At 43.1% G+C, this 17,078-nt stretch carries 14 protein-coding genes and 1 pseudogene; 6 read left to right on the forward strand and 9 right to left on the reverse strand.

Annotated features, from left to right (window positions below; genetic code table 11):
* Positions 1-161: 161 nt before the first annotated feature.
* Positions 162-317 (forward strand): annotated as a pseudogene (locus ACFBZI_RS10140) (IS1595 family transposase); the annotation flags it as partial.
* A 165-nt stretch (positions 318-482) separates the two neighbouring features.
* Entirely contained in the window at positions 483-572 is a 90-nt protein-coding gene (locus ACFBZI_RS10145) for a DUF3732 domain-containing protein (protein ID WP_375716349.1), read from the forward strand.
* Positions 573-683: 111 nt separating this feature from the next.
* Here the strand turns inward: ACFBZI_RS10145 and ACFBZI_RS10150 are convergent, their stop codons facing one another.
* Positions 684-2,048, reverse strand: a complete 1,365-nt coding sequence (locus tag ACFBZI_RS10150; protein ID WP_375716209.1) for a Na+/H+ antiporter family protein — start codon at positions 2,046-2,048, stop codon at positions 684-686.
* Positions 2,049-2,211: 163 nt separating this feature from the next.
* Complete coding sequence (locus ACFBZI_RS10155) at positions 2,212-2,427, reverse strand: hypothetical protein (RefSeq protein WP_375716210.1); 216 nt, start codon at positions 2,425-2,427, stop codon at positions 2,212-2,214.
* A 24-nt stretch (positions 2,428-2,451) separates the two neighbouring features.
* Between ACFBZI_RS10155 and lon the strand changes: the two genes are divergently transcribed.
* Positions 2,452-4,878: an endopeptidase La gene (gene lon, locus ACFBZI_RS10160; protein WP_375716211.1), complete on the forward strand. Its 2,427-nt coding sequence runs from the start codon at positions 2,452-2,454 to the stop codon at positions 4,876-4,878.
* A 100-nt stretch (positions 4,879-4,978) separates the two neighbouring features.
* Here lon and ACFBZI_RS10165 read toward each other — a convergent pair whose 3' ends face one another.
* From ACFBZI_RS10165 to ACFBZI_RS10175, 3 genes are all read right to left on the reverse strand, one after another.
* Positions 4,979-6,442 carry a surface lipoprotein assembly modifier gene (locus ACFBZI_RS10165; protein ID WP_375716212.1) on the reverse strand — a complete coding sequence of 488 codons (1,464 nt, stop codon included), beginning with the start codon at positions 6,440-6,442 and terminating at the stop codon, positions 4,979-4,981.
* A 149-nt stretch (positions 6,443-6,591) separates the two neighbouring features.
* On the reverse strand, positions 6,592-7,461 hold the full coding sequence (locus ACFBZI_RS10170) for a Slam-dependent surface lipoprotein (RefSeq protein ID WP_375716213.1): 870 nt from the start codon (positions 7,459-7,461) through the stop codon (positions 6,592-6,594).
* Between the two features lie 143 nt (positions 7,462-7,604).
* A complete protein-coding gene (locus ACFBZI_RS10175; RefSeq protein ID WP_375716214.1) occupies positions 7,605-10,613 on the reverse strand; it encodes a TonB-dependent receptor domain-containing protein in 3,009 nt (1,002 codons plus the stop codon).
* On the opposite strand from ACFBZI_RS10175, the gene ACFBZI_RS10180 reads away from it, so the two are divergent.
* Both ACFBZI_RS10180 and ACFBZI_RS10185 read left to right on the forward strand, forming a co-directional pair.
* Complete coding sequence (locus tag ACFBZI_RS10180) at positions 10,600-10,752, forward strand: hypothetical protein (RefSeq protein ID WP_375716215.1); 153 nt, start codon at positions 10,600-10,602, stop codon at positions 10,750-10,752. The genes ACFBZI_RS10175 and ACFBZI_RS10180 overlap by 14 nt on opposite strands.
* A 250-nt stretch (positions 10,753-11,002) precedes the next feature.
* A complete protein-coding gene (locus tag ACFBZI_RS10185; protein ID WP_375716350.1) occupies positions 11,003-11,614 on the forward strand; it encodes an inner membrane-spanning protein YciB in 612 nt (203 codons plus the stop codon).
* Between the two features lie 131 nt (positions 11,615-11,745).
* Here the strand turns inward: ACFBZI_RS10185 and ACFBZI_RS10190 are convergent, their stop codons facing one another.
* From ACFBZI_RS10190 to prfA, 4 genes are all read right to left on the reverse strand, one after another.
* Entirely contained in the window at positions 11,746-12,147 is a 402-nt protein-coding gene (locus tag ACFBZI_RS10190; RefSeq protein ID WP_375716216.1) for an ExbD/TolR family protein, read from the reverse strand.
* A 9-nt stretch (positions 12,148-12,156) separates the two neighbouring features.
* A complete protein-coding gene (locus ACFBZI_RS10195) occupies positions 12,157-12,705 on the reverse strand; it encodes a MotA/TolQ/ExbB proton channel family protein (RefSeq protein WP_375716217.1) in 549 nt (182 codons plus the stop codon).
* 49 nt (positions 12,706-12,754) lie between these two features.
* The gene (tolA, locus tag ACFBZI_RS10200) at positions 12,755-13,963 is read right to left on the reverse strand and encodes a cell envelope integrity protein TolA (protein WP_375716218.1); all 1,209 of its coding nucleotides are present in this window, start codon (positions 13,961-13,963) and stop codon (positions 12,755-12,757) included.
* Positions 13,964-14,223: 260 nt separating this feature from the next.
* Positions 14,224-15,306 (reverse strand): peptide chain release factor 1, encoded by a 1,083-nt coding sequence (gene prfA / locus ACFBZI_RS10205; protein WP_375716219.1) that lies wholly within the window; start codon positions 15,304-15,306, stop codon positions 14,224-14,226.
* A gap of 442 nt (positions 15,307-15,748) precedes the next feature.
* Between prfA and ACFBZI_RS10210 the strand changes: the two genes are divergently transcribed.
* Complete coding sequence (locus ACFBZI_RS10210) at positions 15,749-16,999, forward strand: NRAMP family divalent metal transporter (protein ID WP_375716220.1); 1,251 nt, start codon at positions 15,749-15,751, stop codon at positions 16,997-16,999.
* Positions 17,000-17,078: the final 79 nt, after the last annotated feature.

Raw genomic sequence — 17,078 nt, forward strand, 5'->3', positions numbered from 1 at the left:
TTTTTTTGTAGAAAATCTGAAAAATCAGACAGCTTGCACAAAAGAGCGGACGGTTTTTTGAAAGTTTTTGTAGATTGGGCTGGCAAGATACCAGCCTAACCCAACATTCATTTAGACACTTAAAATGTTGGGTTACGGCTTTTAGGATCAAGCAAACGACTTTGCACAAATTTGACAGCGTACCCAAAGAGCATTTTGAACTGTATTTAAGGGAGTATAAATGGCGTTTTAGCAATAGCAAGATAAAAGCTCAGATTCCCATTTTAAACCAATTGACAAAAGAGAGTTTGCCCCAGTTATCTAGGACAGCCCCTTAAATAATTATAAGATTTATCATAAATTGGATCAAGCTGATGCCAGAATCAGTAGTATTATGAATAATATTGGCAATACTTTGGGGTTTGAATCAAATTATAAGCCAATTAACTTCAGTTTTCTTTAAAAAACTTTGATTTATATCATCAGTCTGAAAATGAAAAAAAATTTACTTATGTTCAATGGGAAGTGGAGCAAATTGGTTATATTGCCATATTACATTATTTTGGTATTGCACCAATATTTTATTGAATTAGAAAATAATGGATATAACTACTGTACCATACCATCTATATTAACCCAAAATTCATGCTCAAATCCCATTCAAAGCGTGCGACATACAGCTTTGAATGGGATTGAGTATAAAATCACAACACCATCGCCGCAATCCAGCCAAAAATAATCAGCGGAATGTTATAGTGGATAAAAGTGGGAATCACCGAATCACGGATATGGTCGTGCTGACCGTCAGCGTCCAGTCCCATCGTTGGGCCCAAAGTCGAGTCAGATGCTGGCGAACCTGCATCACCCAACACGCCTGCCGTGGCAATCAGTGCCACAGTCGCTGGCACACTAAAGCCCATCGCCATGCACAGCGGCACATAGATGGTAGCAATAATCGGCACGGTCGAAAATGACGAACCGATGCCCAAAGTTACCACCAAACCAACAAGCAACATCAAAAATGCCGCCAGCATCTTATTGTCGCCAAATAACGCCACCGTGCTATCAACCAAGGCATTGACTTGCCCTGTGGCTTTCATCACTTCAGCAAAACCCTGAGCGCAAATCATCACAAAGCCAATCATCGCCATCATTTTGATGCCGTCATTGAATACATCATTGGCATCACGCCACTTGACCACACCAGTTGCCATAAACACCGCAAAGCCCACCAATGAACCAATAAGCAGCGAATCCGTGCTTAGCTGTGCCACAAACGCCAGCACAATCGCCAAAATGGCAATCACAATGTTAATGCTCTTAGGCGGCGTGGTGCTGGCAGCTGCCGAAACGCCTTGGGTATTTAGACTATTTTGTGCATTTAGAGCATTTTGGGCATTGTGATAACTGTCTTGATAATCTCTTGGCTTACGATAGCTGACAAATAATGCCGTCAAAAGCCCCACCAACATACCTGCCGCAGGAATCAGCATCGTTTGCATCATCGAGATATCGCCTGTTACCATGCCGGCGTCGTTGATATTTTTTAGGATAATTTGATTAAGAAAAATATCACCAAAGCCATAAGGCACAAACATATAAGTATTGACCAAACCAAAGGTCAAAATACAAGCAATCGCACGGCGGTCAATCCGCAAGCGATTCATCACCAGTAGCAGCGGCGGCACAATCAGCGGAATAAAGGCAATATGAATCGGCACAATATTTTGCGACATCATTGCCATCACTACCAGCATCACAAACAGCAAATATTTGACTTTGCCCGCCCCTGTGGCACTGTTAATCTTGACAATCAGTTTATCTGCCAGCATCTGCGGCAAGCCAGAATGGGCAATCGCCATCGCAAACGCCCCAAGCATCGCATAAGACAGAGCAATCTGCGCACCATTTTTGATGCCGTCTTGAAACGCATTTAAAGTATCAGTTACAGGCAAACCTGCTGCAATACCGCCCACCAACGCACCAATGACAAGGCTTAGCACCACATGCACACGCATAAGCGATAAGCCCACCATAATCACCACCGCCAATAAAACCGCATTTATCATAAACACCCCAAAAAATCAGTAAACAGACAGACGCCACCAAACCCCAAGCGTCCGCACCTTTTCAATCGCTAAAAAAACCTTGGTATTATACCTTAAAATACTTGGATTTTTTATAAAAATGGTGTAAAAATTTTATAAAAATACTGTAAAAATGAATGATAAATCAATGTATTAACCCCAATATTAATCTAGACAATTCGGCAAAATTTCTCAAATTTCTCATTTCATCAAAATTTAACCACTGCTTGATGGCGGTTGGTAATTGACTTCTATTTGCCAAGTGTTTAACTGAGCATTTTTTTAAAGTTTTAAAGTTTTTTTGGTTTAAAATTAATCCAAAACTTGTAATTTGCCACCGCCGCCACCATAAAATCTGCATCACAAAACCTAAGGAATTATAACGATGAGTACATCTAAGTCCAACACCCTGCCACTGCTTGCGGTGCGTGATGTGGTGGTTTATCCGCACATGCAAATCGCCCTATTTGTCGGCCGTGAGCAGTCAATCAGTGCCATTGAGCTGTCCCAAGAGCATCACGATGGCGATTTGATTGTCGTCTCCCAAAAAGACTCACTCGCCGAAGAAATCGACATCGAAGATTTGTACCAATACGGCACACGCTGCCGCATCGTCAGCACCATGCCGCACGATTCGGACGAAAAATGCCTAAAGGTGCTCATCGAAGGCGTTGAGCGAGTCAAAGTCGGTAGCATCAGCAGTGCTGGCGGTGCAAATGATAGCTTGATGGCAAAATTTACCCCAAGTGCTATCGAGCTTGAGCTTGACCAAGCTGCCATCGAAGCCCAAAAAGCTATCCTACTGGAGATGTTTGGCGAATATGCCGAAGGTGCGTTACGCAATTTCCGTGAAATCATGCGTGTGGCAAGCGATATTGAAAATCTGCTGGAGCTGATGTATTTTGTGGCGACACGCACGCAGCTGCCAATTGAGAAAAAACAAAGTCTGCTGGAGTCTGGCGATGCTGCGGAATATTTCACCACTTTGACCGAATATTTCACACAAACCAAAACCGAACGCAGCATCGAAAACGAGCTACAAGACACCGTGCGTAAGCAGATGGAAAACAATCAGCGAGAGTATTTTCTCAATGAAAAAATGAAAGCCATCAAATCCGAGCTGTCAGACCTAAATAACGGCATCGATGACGAAGACACCGAACTTGAAAATCGCCTAAAAGATGCCGATTTGCCTGATGATGTCCGCAAAAAAGCCGAAAGCGAATTTAAAAAACTCAAAATGATGCCAGCCAGCTCATCAGAAGCGTCTGTGGTGCGTGGCTATGTTGAGTGGATTTTGGACACGCCTTGGAATAAAGCCAGCAAAGTCAGCATCAATCTGGACAAAGCCAAAGAAACTTTAGATAAAGATCATTACGGCTTGGACGACATCAAAGATCGCATCTTAGAATATCTGGCGGTACAATCTCGTGTTAAGCAAATCCGTGGCCCTATCTTGTGCTTGGTTGGCCCACCGGGGGTAGGTAAGACTTCGCTGGGCGAGAGTATCGCTCGTGCCACTGGGCGTAAATTTGTGCGTATGGCATTGGGCGGTGTGCGAGATGAAGCTGAAATCCGTGGCCATCGCCGCACTTATATCGGTGCGATGCCCGGCAAAATCGTGCAATCGCTATCCAAGGTCAAGGTCAAAAATCCGCTGTTTTTGCTTGATGAAATTGACAAAATGGCACAGGATTTCCGTGGCGATCCTGCATCGGCATTATTAGAAGTGCTTGATCCATCACAAAACAAAGCCTTTAATGATCATTATTTGGATCTTGATTTGGATTTGTCGCAAGTGATGTTTATCTGCACCGCCAACAGCATGAACATTCCGCCTGCCTTGCTTGATCGCATGGAAGTAATCCGCTTACCGGGCTATACCGAAGACGAAAAATTGGCGATTGCCAAAAATTATCTGACACCAAAAGCTCTGGAACAAAATGGCCTGCAAACCGATGAATTGCAAATCAGCGATGAAGCAGTAACCAGCATTATCCGCCACTACACTCGTGAAGCAGGCGTGCGTAATTTGGAGCGTGAGATTAATAAAATCAGCCGTAAAGCGGTACGCTCGCAAGTACAAACCTACGGTATCAAACCCAAAAAAGGCGTCAAAGTTGAGCCGCTGCACATTGATGACGCCAATATCGCCGATTATTTGGGCGTTAAGCCGTACGACTACGGACTTGCCGAAAAAGAGCCAGAAATCGGACGCATCACAGGACTGGCGTGGACTTCTGTCGGTGGTGAGCTTTTGACCATCGAGTCGGCAACCATGCAGGGCAAAGGCGAGTTGGTGTTCACTGGCTCACTGGGCGATGTCATGAAAGAGTCTATCCGTGCGGCGATGAGTGTCGTGCGTGCCAATGGCGAACGCTTTGGCATCGATTATGAGAAATTCAAAAACACCGATTTACACATTCATATGCCCGAAGGTGCAACGCCCAAAGACGGCCCATCGGCTGGTATCGCTCTGACCACCGCCATCGTCTCGGCGATGACTGGCATCGCTATCCGTGCTGATGTGGCGATGACTGGCGAAGTAACCTTGCGTGGTAAGGTGCTGCGTATCGGCGGACTCAAAGAAAAACTGCTGGCAGCACATCGTGGCGGCATCAAGCATGTCTTGATTCCAAAATCCAACGAGCGAGATTTGGCAGAAATCCCAGACAATGTCAAAGAAGGCTTAACCATTCAGCCAGTTGAAAATATTGATGAAGTCTTGGCGGTGGCGTTGGTTTCGCCCATCATGCCACTATCGCCCACTGTCAAAGCCAATACAAGCCAAGATAGTGTTGCTATGAGCTGATTGACATTAGTAAAATCTTATTGGTAATACAAACAAAGACCCAATATCGTGATGATGCTGGGTCTTTGTTTTGTTTTTTAAAAGGGGTAGATATTAGAAATTAGAAATGTTTTTGTAGTTTTAATGACACTTCTTGGGCGGAATAATCATAAAACCAGCCAATGTTGGCAGCTTGCTTTTGGTATTTATATCCCAAGACAGGGTGCCAGCCTGCCACCTGATAATTCGGCATGGCATATTGAACCGATAAGCCATATTCTTTGTAATTGGCAATTTTTTCATCGATAAATAAGTTGCTTTGTTGATGCTTGGTTTTTTTGTAATGAGCCAATGCCGTGAGATTGGATTGATTGGCAAAAACATGATACAACCCCAAGCGGCCGCCCCACTGCCGATACGAACTGGATTTATCACGGATATTTTTATGATGATGATTTAACCCATAAAAAACCCAAGTGCCATCGCCAATCTGCTGATTGATGGTTATATATTGACTAAGCAAACTGCCATCATTAAATAATTTGACTCTGTTATCGCTAAAGTGGTTTTTTTGATAATCTTGCTGCAAATTGACAGACATTTTGTCTGTTAAATTGTAACGATATTCAGCACTAAACCCATAACCTTGATACAGTTTATGACTTGCTAGACGGTACTGTTCATAAAATGGTAACAAACTCAAAGTTTGCTTGGCATTTTGGTATTTATATCCGATGCCTATGTATAGCGTCTGCTGACTGTCGGATTTTTCGGTATCATAAGCCGTGCCATACAGCAAGCCTTTGGTGTATATCGCATGATGCCTTGTTGTCCATATATCTTGGCTGATGCTGGCTTGATAATGATAGCCCAAATCCTGCCTTGGTGATTCGGCGGTACGCCGATGCGTGCAAATTGACTCACCGTGGTACATCACACTCTGGTAGCATTCACTTTTGCCTTGTTGATGATTGATGTTGGTATTATATACCATGCCAACAGACGCATAGCCTGACGACTGTCGCTGCTCAATGGCCTGTAAATACACATCCACCACCTGTGCCGTCTGCGGTGGTAGCTGTGGTTTTATCTCATTAAATAATTGCTTTGCTTGTTTGTACTGCTTATCATCAAATAATAAGCGAGCCAATTCCAATTTGCCTCGCAAAAAATCAGCATCCAATGCCAGCATTTGGGAAAAATATGCTTGAGCATCGGCATACCTTTTGGCCTGTTTTGCCAACACGCCTTTGGCAAAAAGCACCACCACTTCACTGTACTCATCTAACTGTTGATATTGATCCAAATAAGTGGCCAGCGATTGCCAATCTCGTTGATTGATGCTAATAAAAATCAGCTGAGTCAGCTGCGCCTCATCAAAAGCTGTCTTGCTGTCTTGTACTGATGACGCTTCATCAAAAAATCTTGCCGATTGCTCTTGGGGCAGTACGGTTTTTTCTTTTGTGTTTTCATCTTGTTGATATTGATTGTTTTTTTGTTGAAATTGCAAATAAAATCGCCCCTCATCATCTTGCGCCAATACAAGATGACTACAAAACAACAGCAACAAACAAGCATATTTCATACCAATCCATCCATCATTATCATCATTAACAAAACAAAAGATTGTTAATACCAATTAACAATCTTTTGTTTTGTTATTATATTTATAATACACCTGTGATTCATAATTTAGCCACAATCAAGCCCAAACAAACCCAAATCGAGCAAAAATTATTTTTTTGAACCACCAAAAGCTGTATCAAATTTGTGATTACCATCAAAAGTTGCAACACCTGCCAACGAAGCTGCATTTGCACCAAAAAATTGCCCCTTAGTCTCGCCTGACACATGGTTATTGGCAATGGCTGTACCATCAAACGCACCGCTGTTGTCGATACCAGCATTAATATTTAGCGTATTGGTAACATTTGCACCACCATTAACGCCACGATTTAGCGTGCCGTTTAGCGTCTTGGCTGAAAAATCGGCGGTGAATGTGCCTGTCAGCAGATTGTTTGGCTGTGCGGTGGTTGCCTTGCCTGTCCAGCCCTGCCATAAGCCATTGACCGAACCATTGTATTGGTTAATACCGACAACTTGATAAGTCGCCTTGCCTGATGTTGGTGTGCTTTGAGCGTCTTTACCCACATAAAACACTGTGCGATCGGCATCGTTGGCATTGGTGCTGCTACCTTGATGCCACTCACCAAAGTAAACATTGTTTGGCAATTCTTGATAAGAAAACTTACCCAGCGGCTTATGATCAGGGATAAATTTTGGCAAGTTCCACTTATTAAAATCAAGCTGCACCACGCCAGCAGCATCCTGTCCACCGATATTGGTTGCAACGCGTGTAAAAGTCTTTTCAGATTTGGCTTTTAAACCACCAAGATCGACGAATTTATTGACCACTGTCGAAGTTGATTGCTTATTAACAACTTGAATGCCAACACCCTCGTTTTTTAAGCCATGTTTATCATCTTGGATAGCACCAACTTGTACTTTTTGAACATTGCTGGATGCACCCACAACATTCGCCATGGCTACTATTGAAACACCCATGATGACGCCAGTTGTTAATGCTGATTTTAATAATCTCATAATTTGTCTCCTTTGATACAGCGATAGGATTGAATTTTTGTAAATGATAATAATTTTGATATTTATTATCATTTACACTATTGATATTATATTAACACTTGCCAAAATGCAAGTTTTATTTCTGCTAAAGTTGTAACTAAATGTTAAAACTTCATATCAACGCCCAGTTTGATTGTGCGGCCAGGGGCTGGCACTGCAGTGCGTGTCAAAGCATCTGGGTGATAGGTGTTGTTTAGATTAGTGCCAATCAATGATAATTTAACATTGGGTTTAATTTGATAATCAGCATAAGCATCAAAAGTGTGATACGCCCCCCAGCCATAAGGATCTAAACCGTTATTTAATCCGCCACCATACACGCCATTGCCATATATTTCTACTTTTTTAGGTTTTGATTGATAAGTGAATCGTGTACCAAGAATCAACTTATCCTCCAGCAGACGAGTACCAAGATTGATTGTCAAGGTGTGTTTTGGTGGTATTAAGCCACGCAGATAACTGTTTGGAAAACCGCCAGTGTAACATTCAGGTACTTGAAATTGACTGTCGAAATTTGTATATACATCATTATATCGGATTGCATGGGCAGCATCTGCATCACAAACCTTATTTTCCAATAAGCGACTATAGCCAATATCTGCAAAAATGCGACCTGCATCCAGCTGTCCTTGAAGTTCTAGACCGCGAGTACTTAAGCGATCATACTGAGTAAAGAAACTTAACGGTTGATTATCGCTGTCTCTATCTAAGATGTTATGAATTTTATTATGGTAATAATTTAATTTTAACTGTGCCGTCTGTACCTTAGGCAACCAATTTGTCAAATCCTGCACCATACCAATTTCAAAATTGCGTGCCTGCTCAGGTTTGAAGCTGCGATTAAAAACCGCTCGCTCATTACCTCGATATAATTTCTCAGAAAAACCCGATGAGTGTTCATAAATAGACGGGAAGCGTGTCATTTGTGCATAGCGTGCATACAAACGGCTATATGGTGTCATCAAATAGCTTATAGAGAATGATGGATCAAAGGCTTTGTCGCGAGTTGTACCAAATGGCTCGTGCTTCTCATCTTCGCTTCTTCGCTTAACCTGTTCAACACCTCCTGATATGACATGTCCATCTCTAGTAGATTTTATGGGGAAATCTTCTTTGTGGAATTTACCATTGCTGTCAGCATACCAATATCGTTCTTCGCCTTTTAAAACTGGATTACCAAATGTTGTACATTGATCACCACCTCGTGTTTTCTGATACCCTCCCCCCAAATAATCAATATAGGCATGGCAATCAAACCAAGTGGTAACAGCCACATCGGTCGCCAAACCCAGTTCTCTCATTTTATCAAAGTCTGCTTTGGTTAATAATTTATCTTCGGTATATACACGACGCCATACAGGATCGGCTCGATAATATTCTTTACTCTTTATTTTTTCATCGGCTTGTTTGTCATTAATACTGTATCTACCCCAACGCCCCCCTGCTGTCAATGTCAATCTATCTGTCGGTTGCCAGTTGAAATTAAACCAAGCATCATACTGATGGCGTTCACCTGATTTTGGTGGGAATATATAACCTGAATCATAGCCATCAATGCATTCGCCTGTTTCACCAATGGTTTGACAAAATCCTGTCTTCCCTGCCAGCTCGCCACTCAGCTTTTCTTTGTGTATATTAGTGCCTACGGTAAGATTTAGTGTTGGATGCAATTCCATGGTGTTTGATAAGTCAACACCAAAATGCTTATTTTTATTGATATGCACAGCACTATTGATAATTTGCTTGCCAAAATCTGGTTCTTCATATCCAATAAGATTTTTGACATTTTCTTTTGCACTTGCAAAATCTTCTACATCAAGTTTACAAGCCGACGGATCTAATTTTGAAGTCTCGTCCGATTTGGTGGCGGCATTAAAGGTTTCAAGACAACCTGGCTTATCCACCAGCTTTAACAGAATTTCAGTAAAGTATTGAGCACCTGTAATTTTTGGTGCTGCAATTGGACCGCCACTACTATTGTTACGGCTGTGTGTATTGCTATACCACACGCCTGATTTAAAATTAACCCACTTGTTATCTTCAGGATTGAATTTATAATCAATACGACCTACATTTTGTTGAATCTTTGCTGGCGTCCATTGAACACCAATATTGGCATTTGGTCCATAATCAAAAATCCGCTTTACAAAATCCGCATAGGTTGATCTTGAGTTCATAATTTCGCCATACTCCAAATCGCTATGGCGGTAACTGACATTAACCTCTTGATTGTTTGGTAAATACCAATTATTTTTTAATAGAAATGATTCGTTTTTATTGGATGTGTTGGGTACTTCATGGTTTGGTGGGGCAAATTCAGCAAAGTGCAATACCTCCCCCTCTTCCTCATTTTTGTTATCAAAGCGAGTTTGATAAATATCACTATTATTTTTGCCTGAAAAATAATTGCCTTGCTGTCGTTTGCTATAAGCCAACATAATGTCTGCCAAATCACTTTTACCAGCGACCGCCAAACGAAAAGCATAATCATCAAAAAACTTGTTTTTGCCACTTGCTTTTAATGGGATATATAGGTTGGGGTTTGCATCTTCAAACATCCACCAGAAATTTTCTGGCGTATCGTAACTTTCACCATAAGGGATATTTGGGTATCGTGGTTTAACTGAATTATTATTCGTTTCATATTTGACATTCACACCCCAGTTTTTGCCTTCTGGGATAACATCTTTGGCATCGATGGTATTTAGCACAATCGCCCCACCGATGGCGTTTGGCATGCCGTGCTTAAGCTCGGTTGCACCTTTATAGGCAGTTACTTCGCTGATGAGATTGGGATCGACATAGGTGCGGTTATTGACCCCCGTATAGCCACGATAAACGGTAAATTCTGACCGTGTGCCATCGACCACCACAGGCACACGACCCTCACCTTGTAGCCCTCGGACATTGGGTGAAATTGCACCGTTATTTCGTGCATCACTGCTATATACGCCAGGAACGCCGCTTAACAAATCGGCTGGGCTAACGCCTTTATAACGCTCGACTTCGTCTTTATCCTTATAAAAATTCACAATATTTTGGTCAAATTGCTGATCCTTGCCTTTTTGATAGCGTGTGGTTTTTTGTGATGTTACCACCATGGTATCAAGCACCACCAAAGGCTTGGCACTGGTATCTTCTTGTTCTGCCTGCTCAGCAAAAGACAGCTGGGCTGAGAATATCGCCACGCTCAAAGCCGACATTTTAAATACATTTTTCACCATTTTATTGTGCATGATGGCAGCACCCTGACGATTACGCATCTTTTCACTCCTATAATTAATGATAGAAATAATAATTACTATCATTTACATTATAATTACATAACTGATACTTTTCAAGCAAAGATTTTGCCACTTTGTTATTTATTCACAAAATCAATGAACAAAATCAGGTAAAATAAACACAACAAACCACCAAAAGCATGATTTTGGCGTGATTTTTTGCCCACATCGGCAGCCAAACAGTGTAAAATAAGGCAAATTTTTATGAAGTATTGATGATGAAAGCTTTATTTGACTATATTCCGCTGATTGTTTTTTTTGTATTGTACAAAACCACCGATCCTGCCGACAGCAACCACCCTTTGTTGCAGTTGATTGGTACGGCTGGCAAGGACAATAACCACATTTTGGTGGCGACGCTGGGGCTTATTGCCACCACCATCGCTGTTTATGGCTATTTATTCATCAGCCAAAAATACCGCCTTGAAAAGCAGCAATGGTTTGTGCTATTGATGACGGTTGTTTTTGGTGGTTTGACTTTGGCGTTGTCCGATGCTTTTTATATCATGCTAAAGGCGGTGCTGATTAACCTTGCCTTTGCTGTTGGCTTTTTGATTTCGCCGTTATTTAGCCAAGACAAAAGCCCGATTGTCAAACGGCTGTTTGTCTCGGTGTTTGACCTGACCGCCAAAGGCTGGCAACGGCTCAATTTGGCTTGGGCTGGACTGTTTTTGTTGATGGCGGCATTGCACACATTTTTTGCCTTTATTTTTGCCAATGGCAAATACTGGGGCGAGTTCACTGCTTTTGGCGATATGATGGTGATGTTTGCTTTTTTGGCGGTGATGCTGTTTTGTTTGCGAAAGCATATCCGCAAAGATGTGGCATGATTGTTAATTTTTATAAATCATCATTAAATTAAAAACAAAACCCAAAAAAAATCCCACAAGCTCACCTGTAGGATTTTTTCAATTATAATTAAACTATAAATAAGTTAATTATAAATGTTAATCTTAAAACTTTATTCGCTGACAAAGGCGATTTTGCTAAGACCTGCTTGGCTTGCCACCGCCAGCACTTGAGCGACCATGTCGTATTTACCTTCTTTATCGGCACGCAGATTGACCTGCGGATTTTGTCCGCCTTGTGTCTGCTGAGTAAATCGCTGAGTTAGCTCATCTAAAGTGATTTTTTCACGATCCCAATAAATCTCGCCAGTCTTATCAATGCTGATTTGTAGCACTTCAGGCGGCATCTCATTGACCGTTGCTGTTGTTTTTGGCAAATCCAGTGGCACGCTGGGATTTAGCACGGTTGCCGTCACCAAAAAAATAATCATCAAAACCAACATGATATCAATGAGCGGAATCAAATTCATCTCATTCATGCCATTGTTGTCTTGGTTGCCAAGCTCAAACGCCATACCGCCCCCTTATTGTGCGACCTTCGCCAAGATTTGATGTGCTGTATCGGTAGCGATGTGTAACGCACGCTTGTTAATGCGTGTTGAAACATTATAAAAAATTACCGAAGGAATCGCCACTGCCAGACCTAGACCTGTCATAATCAAGGCTTCACCCACAGGACCTGCCACCTGTGCCAGACCTGCCTGACCTGTTACGCCAATGCTGTGCAAGGCATGAAAAATCCCCCAAACCGTACCAAACAAGCCAATGAACGGTGCAATTGACGCTGTCGTACCCAGCACTGGCAAGCCTTTTTCAAGCTCGTAGCGATGGCGAGCGATTTGTTGGAGCAGTTTTTGTTCAGTAACCATTTTTCGCTGGTCAAATGCCAGTTCACTAACTTTGGCAATATCAACCTGTGTCGCCAAATCATCGGCAATCGTTGTCGCTTGGCGGCGAGAGTTTAGCACACGCACGATACCGACCACCCACGACACCACCGACAATGCCAATAAGATAAAAAATAGTGTCTTGCTGACTGCGTCGGTATGCGACCAATAAATTGTAAAATCCATAACTTCACCTTAGTTTTTCAATATAATTTAAATTTGATTAAATAATAAATTAACGACCGTAAGTACACGCTTCATCTTTGAGCAGATTTATCTGCAATGAGAAAATGGCATTGCCCACACGAGTTACGCCGTTTTCGGTAAATGGGTGCAGACGAGCAACACCGACTCGACGAATGGTGAGCCTGTCCAAATCACGATCGCCTGTGCTGCCACTGAGTTTGACATTGGAAATTTTGCCTTGGGCGTCCACTCTAAAGCTGACTTGAACGACGGTATGGATATTTGCTTTTGCCGAACAAAAATCACCGGTTTTTGGTCCGTTTTTCCAGCTGGCATTGGTAACATCGCCCAAATTACCTTCGACAATGCTGGTGCCAGTACCGCCAGCTTTGCCGCCATGTTTACCATTGGGACTGCCGCCATCTTTGCCACCGTCCTTACCACCAGCGACGCCATTTGCCTTACCACCGTCTTTGCCATTGGCATGATTGCCGTTTTTGCCGTTGCCATTTTCGGCAGCTTGCCTGGCTTTTTCTTTAGCTTCACGATCGGCTCGCTCTTTGGCTTCACGGTCAGCCTTTTCTTTGGCAAGTCGTTCTTGTTCTTTGGCTTCACGATCGGCTTTTTCTTTGGCGAGTCGCTCTTGCTCTTTAGCAAGTCGTTCCTGCTCAGCTTTTGCTCGTTCTTGGGCAGCACGCTCGGCCTGCTCTTTGACGATGCGATCTTGTTCGGCCTTTTGTCGCTCCAGCTCTTTTTCTCGCTCAGCTTGTTCTTGTAGCTGTTTTTGGTGTGCCGCCCAAACTTCTTGCTGACGCTGCTGCTCTAGTATTTGCTGAATGTCTGGTTTGGGTTCAGGTTTTGGCGTTTCAGGAACAGGCTTGGGTTCAGGCTCAAGCATAGGCTCAGGTGTGGGTTCAATCACAGGCTCAGGCTGAATAACAGGCTTAGGCGTTACTGTCGGCTCAGGCTGGCTGACAGGATCTTTTGGAGTGGATTTGCTCGGTGCTGGCGGTGCAGCGGCTGGTGCTGGCGCAGGTGCTGGTGCTGCGACCGAATCCATCGGCTTGGGCGGCTCTGGTGATTCCAGATTGTTTAAGACGATTGGCTCAAGTTTTACCAGCTCAATCTCAATCGGCGGTGTATTGTCTGGTATCACCACAGGACTCATCTGCATATTGACCAAGCCAATTCCCACCAAGCTATGCAATGCCGCTGTGATTGACAATGCCAACGCCTTGATTTTTTTAGAATTATCCACGCCTTCACCCATAAAAAATGCCAAAATTGGCTCAACAGTATTATAAGTTTTAAAATATAAATAATAACGATAACGATTATCAATGGCTATATTATGGACGATTTATCGACAAATTTCAATCATCAAATGATTATTTTTCTAAAAATTTGACGCATTATCAGAGTAAATCATAAAAGCCAATCAAACGGTAAATCATTATCAATCACCAATGTATAAAAAAGCACCCAAACGCTTGGGTGCTTGATAAATCACCGCTTGGTTTAGATTTCGCCGCCGACGCTTGCCATCAGATCTGCCTGATGCTCACGCAATAAGCCGTCAAGCAATTCGGTCAAATCCCCTTCCATGATGGCATCAAGTTTATATAAAGTCAGATTGATGCGGTGGTCGGTCATTCGCCCTTGGGGGAAATTGTAAGTGCGAATCCGCTCAGAACGGTCGCCACTACCCACCAGATTGCGGCGTAAATCACTGGTGGCGTCAAGCTGTGCTTGGACTTTGGCTTGCAAAATGCGTGCCACCAGCATTTTCATGGCTTTTTCTTTGTTGGCGTGCTGGCTGCGTTCTTGTTGGCATTCGGCGACCACACCAGTTGGGATATGCGTGATACGCACCGCAGAGTCGGTGGTATTGACATGCTGACCGCCTGCACCGCTTGAGCGATAGGTGTCAATGCGTAAATCGGCAGGGTTAATCTGCACCGTGTCATCAATCTCAACTTCAGGCATCACCGCCACCGTACAAGCCGATGTATGTACTCGCCCCTGTGATTCAGTGGCTGGCACACGCTGCACACGGTGCGCACCGCTTTCAAACTTCAGTCTACCATACACACCCATGCCAGACACACGGCTGATGATTTCTTTATAGCCGCCATGCTCGCCTTCGTTGGCAGACAGCACTTCCACTTGCCAGCCTTGGGATTGGGCGTATTTTTGGTACATGCGGAACAAATCACCCGAAAAAATCGCCGCTTCATCGCCGCCTGTGCCAGCACGGATTTCCAAAAATGCCGTCGCCTTGTCGTTGGGATCTTTTGGCAGCATCATCACATTGAGCAAATCTTCAAGCTCGCCAATCGTCGCCTTGGCAGCGTCAATCTCTTCGGCTGCCATCTCTTTCATATCAGGATCTGCCAAAAGCTCGTGAGCGGTCGCCAAGTCCGATTCGGCTTGCAAAAACTTCGTCCAAGCAGCGGCAATCTCGGACAAATCGCTATGCTCCACGGACAATTCACGGAATTTTTTGCTGTCGCTGATGGTCTCAGGATCGGACAATAAGGCGGTCACTTCTTCAAAGCGATCAACCATCTGATCTAAACGGTGGCGTAAGGATTCTTTCATAATGCTTATCAATCACAATCAAATGCCCCTATTTTGCCATATTTTTGCTTTTTTTGCATTAATTTTGCCCCAAAATTGCCCAGATTTACGGCAATTTACCCAAATTTGTCTAGTAAATTGTTTGACAAACTGCTCACCGCTCAATTTTTGGTTTTAGTTATAATACCCATTCCTGAAATTTTGTATTATTTTACTGATGAATGTGCTAAGGTATGGTTATTTATCGAACACCATCAAGCAATTGTGGTTATTGACTAAGTTTGGCTGATTGCGGTCAAATTCATCGCTTTGCTTGGCAGGTTTATTGCTAAGTTTAACTTATTTATTTTGGTTATTAACTTTGATTATCGGTTTTAAATCTGGGTTTAAATTGTAATTTAAATTTCAATCACTGGTTTTAAATCACTGGTTTTTAATCATCAGTTTTAAGGAGCTTGACTCTATGAATGATACGGCAGCAAACGCTGACAAAAAATTAACATGGCAATCATTTGGGCCGGGGATTTTGATGGCATCGGCTGCCATTGGTGGCTCGCACTTGGTGGCATCAACTCAAGCTGGGGCGTTGTACGGCTGGCAATTGGCGATTATGATTATCCTTGCCAATTTGGCAAAATATCCTTTTTATCGCTTTGGAACCGAATACGCCTACCGCACTGGCGACAGTTTAGTGGCAGGTTATGCCAAAATTTCACGCCTGTATTTGTGGGCATTTTTTATCCTGTGCATCATCTCAGGGGTGATTAGTACAGGGGCAGTTGCTCTGCTGTGTGCGGTGATTTTGGGGCAAATGCTGCCATGGGAGCTAAACACACTGGCACTGTCTGGCATCGTGATGGTAACATCTTGGCTGCTGTTGTTTGCCGGTCATTATAAGCTGCTTGATGGCTTGACTAAGTGGATTATCGTGTCTTTGACGGTGGCGACTGTGGCAGCGGTCTTTATCGCCGCTGGCAAACCTTCGGCGATTTCTGCTGATTTTATCCCAGCATCACCGTGGAATTTGGCGGCGTTGGGCTTTATCATCGCTTTGATGGGTTGGATGCCTGCACCGCTTGAGTTTTCTGCCATCACTTCAGTTTGGACAGCCAAAAAAATTCACGCCGAAAAAACCAGCTATTTTCAGGGCATGGTTGATTTTAATGTCGGCTATCTGACTTCGGCAATTTTGGCGTTATTTTTTCTGGCGTTGGGCGTATTTGTCCAATATGGCACAGGTCAAGAGATTGCCATGCAAGGCGGTGCTTATGTGCCACAACTGATACAGATGTACACCGAAACCATCGGCAGCTGGTCAAAAATGCTGGTCGCCGCCATCGCCTTTTTGTGCATGTATGGCACGGTCATCACCTGTGCTGACGGCTACGGTCGCACCAATGCCGAGAGTTTATCACTGATTTTGACAGGCAGCACCGCCGATACCGAAAAATATGTCAGCAGATGGACGGCCTTTACCATCGTCGCAGGCTACGGTTTGATTGCCTTTTTCTTGGGACAAATGGCGGCATTATTAAAATTTGCCATGATTTCGGCATTTGTTACCGCACCGATTTTTGCTTATCTGAACTATTCATTAATCAAAAAACACGGCAAAATCAGCCCTGCAATGAAATGGTACACTTTGGCTTGTATTGCCTTTTTGCTTGGCTTTACTGTGTTGTTTTTGTTGCAGTTTTTTGGTTTGATTGGTTAAATTATTCAATTGTCTAATTATTTAAATCAATTAAATCATAAAAAAACACCAAATCAGTCAATGCTTTGGTGTTTTTTAT

Origin of the sequence: Moraxella marmotae (assembly GCF_042219885.1) — a bacterium.
Lineage (GTDB): Bacteria > Pseudomonadota > Gammaproteobacteria > Pseudomonadales > Moraxellaceae > Moraxella > Moraxella marmotae.

Excerpts from the sequence above, each read along its gene's own strand:
- ACFBZI_RS10150 (WP_375716209.1), bottom strand. The coding sequence starts at position 2,048 with ATGATAAATGCGGTTTTATTGGCGGTGGTGATTATGGTGGGCTTATCG.
- ACFBZI_RS10155 (WP_375716210.1), bottom strand. The coding sequence starts at position 2,427 with ATGCAGATTTTATGGTGGCGGCGGTGGCAAATTACAAGTTTTGGATTA.
- lon (WP_375716211.1), top strand. The coding sequence starts at position 2,452 with ATGAGTACATCTAAGTCCAACACCCTGCCACTGCTTGCGGTGCGTGAT.
- ACFBZI_RS10165 (WP_375716212.1), bottom strand. The coding sequence starts at position 6,442 with ATGAAATATGCTTGTTTGTTGCTGTTGTTTTGTAGTCATCTTGTATTG.
- ACFBZI_RS10170 (WP_375716213.1), bottom strand. The coding sequence starts at position 7,461 with ATGAGATTATTAAAATCAGCATTAACAACTGGCGTCATCATGGGTGTT.
- ACFBZI_RS10180 (WP_375716215.1), top strand. The coding sequence starts at position 10,600 with ATGGTATCAAGCACCACCAAAGGCTTGGCACTGGTATCTTCTTGTTCT.
- ACFBZI_RS10185 (WP_375716350.1), top strand. The coding sequence starts at position 11,003 with ATGAAAGCTTTATTTGACTATATTCCGCTGATTGTTTTTTTTGTATTG.
- ACFBZI_RS10190 (WP_375716216.1), bottom strand. The coding sequence starts at position 12,147 with ATGGCGTTTGAGCTTGGCAACCAAGACAACAATGGCATGAATGAGATG.
- ACFBZI_RS10195 (WP_375716217.1), bottom strand. The coding sequence starts at position 12,705 with ATGGATTTTACAATTTATTGGTCGCATACCGACGCAGTCAGCAAGACA.
- prfA (WP_375716219.1), bottom strand. The coding sequence starts at position 15,306 with ATGAAAGAATCCTTACGCCACCGTTTAGATCAGATGGTTGATCGCTTT.
- ACFBZI_RS10210 (WP_375716220.1), top strand. The coding sequence starts at position 15,749 with ATGAATGATACGGCAGCAAACGCTGACAAAAAATTAACATGGCAATCA.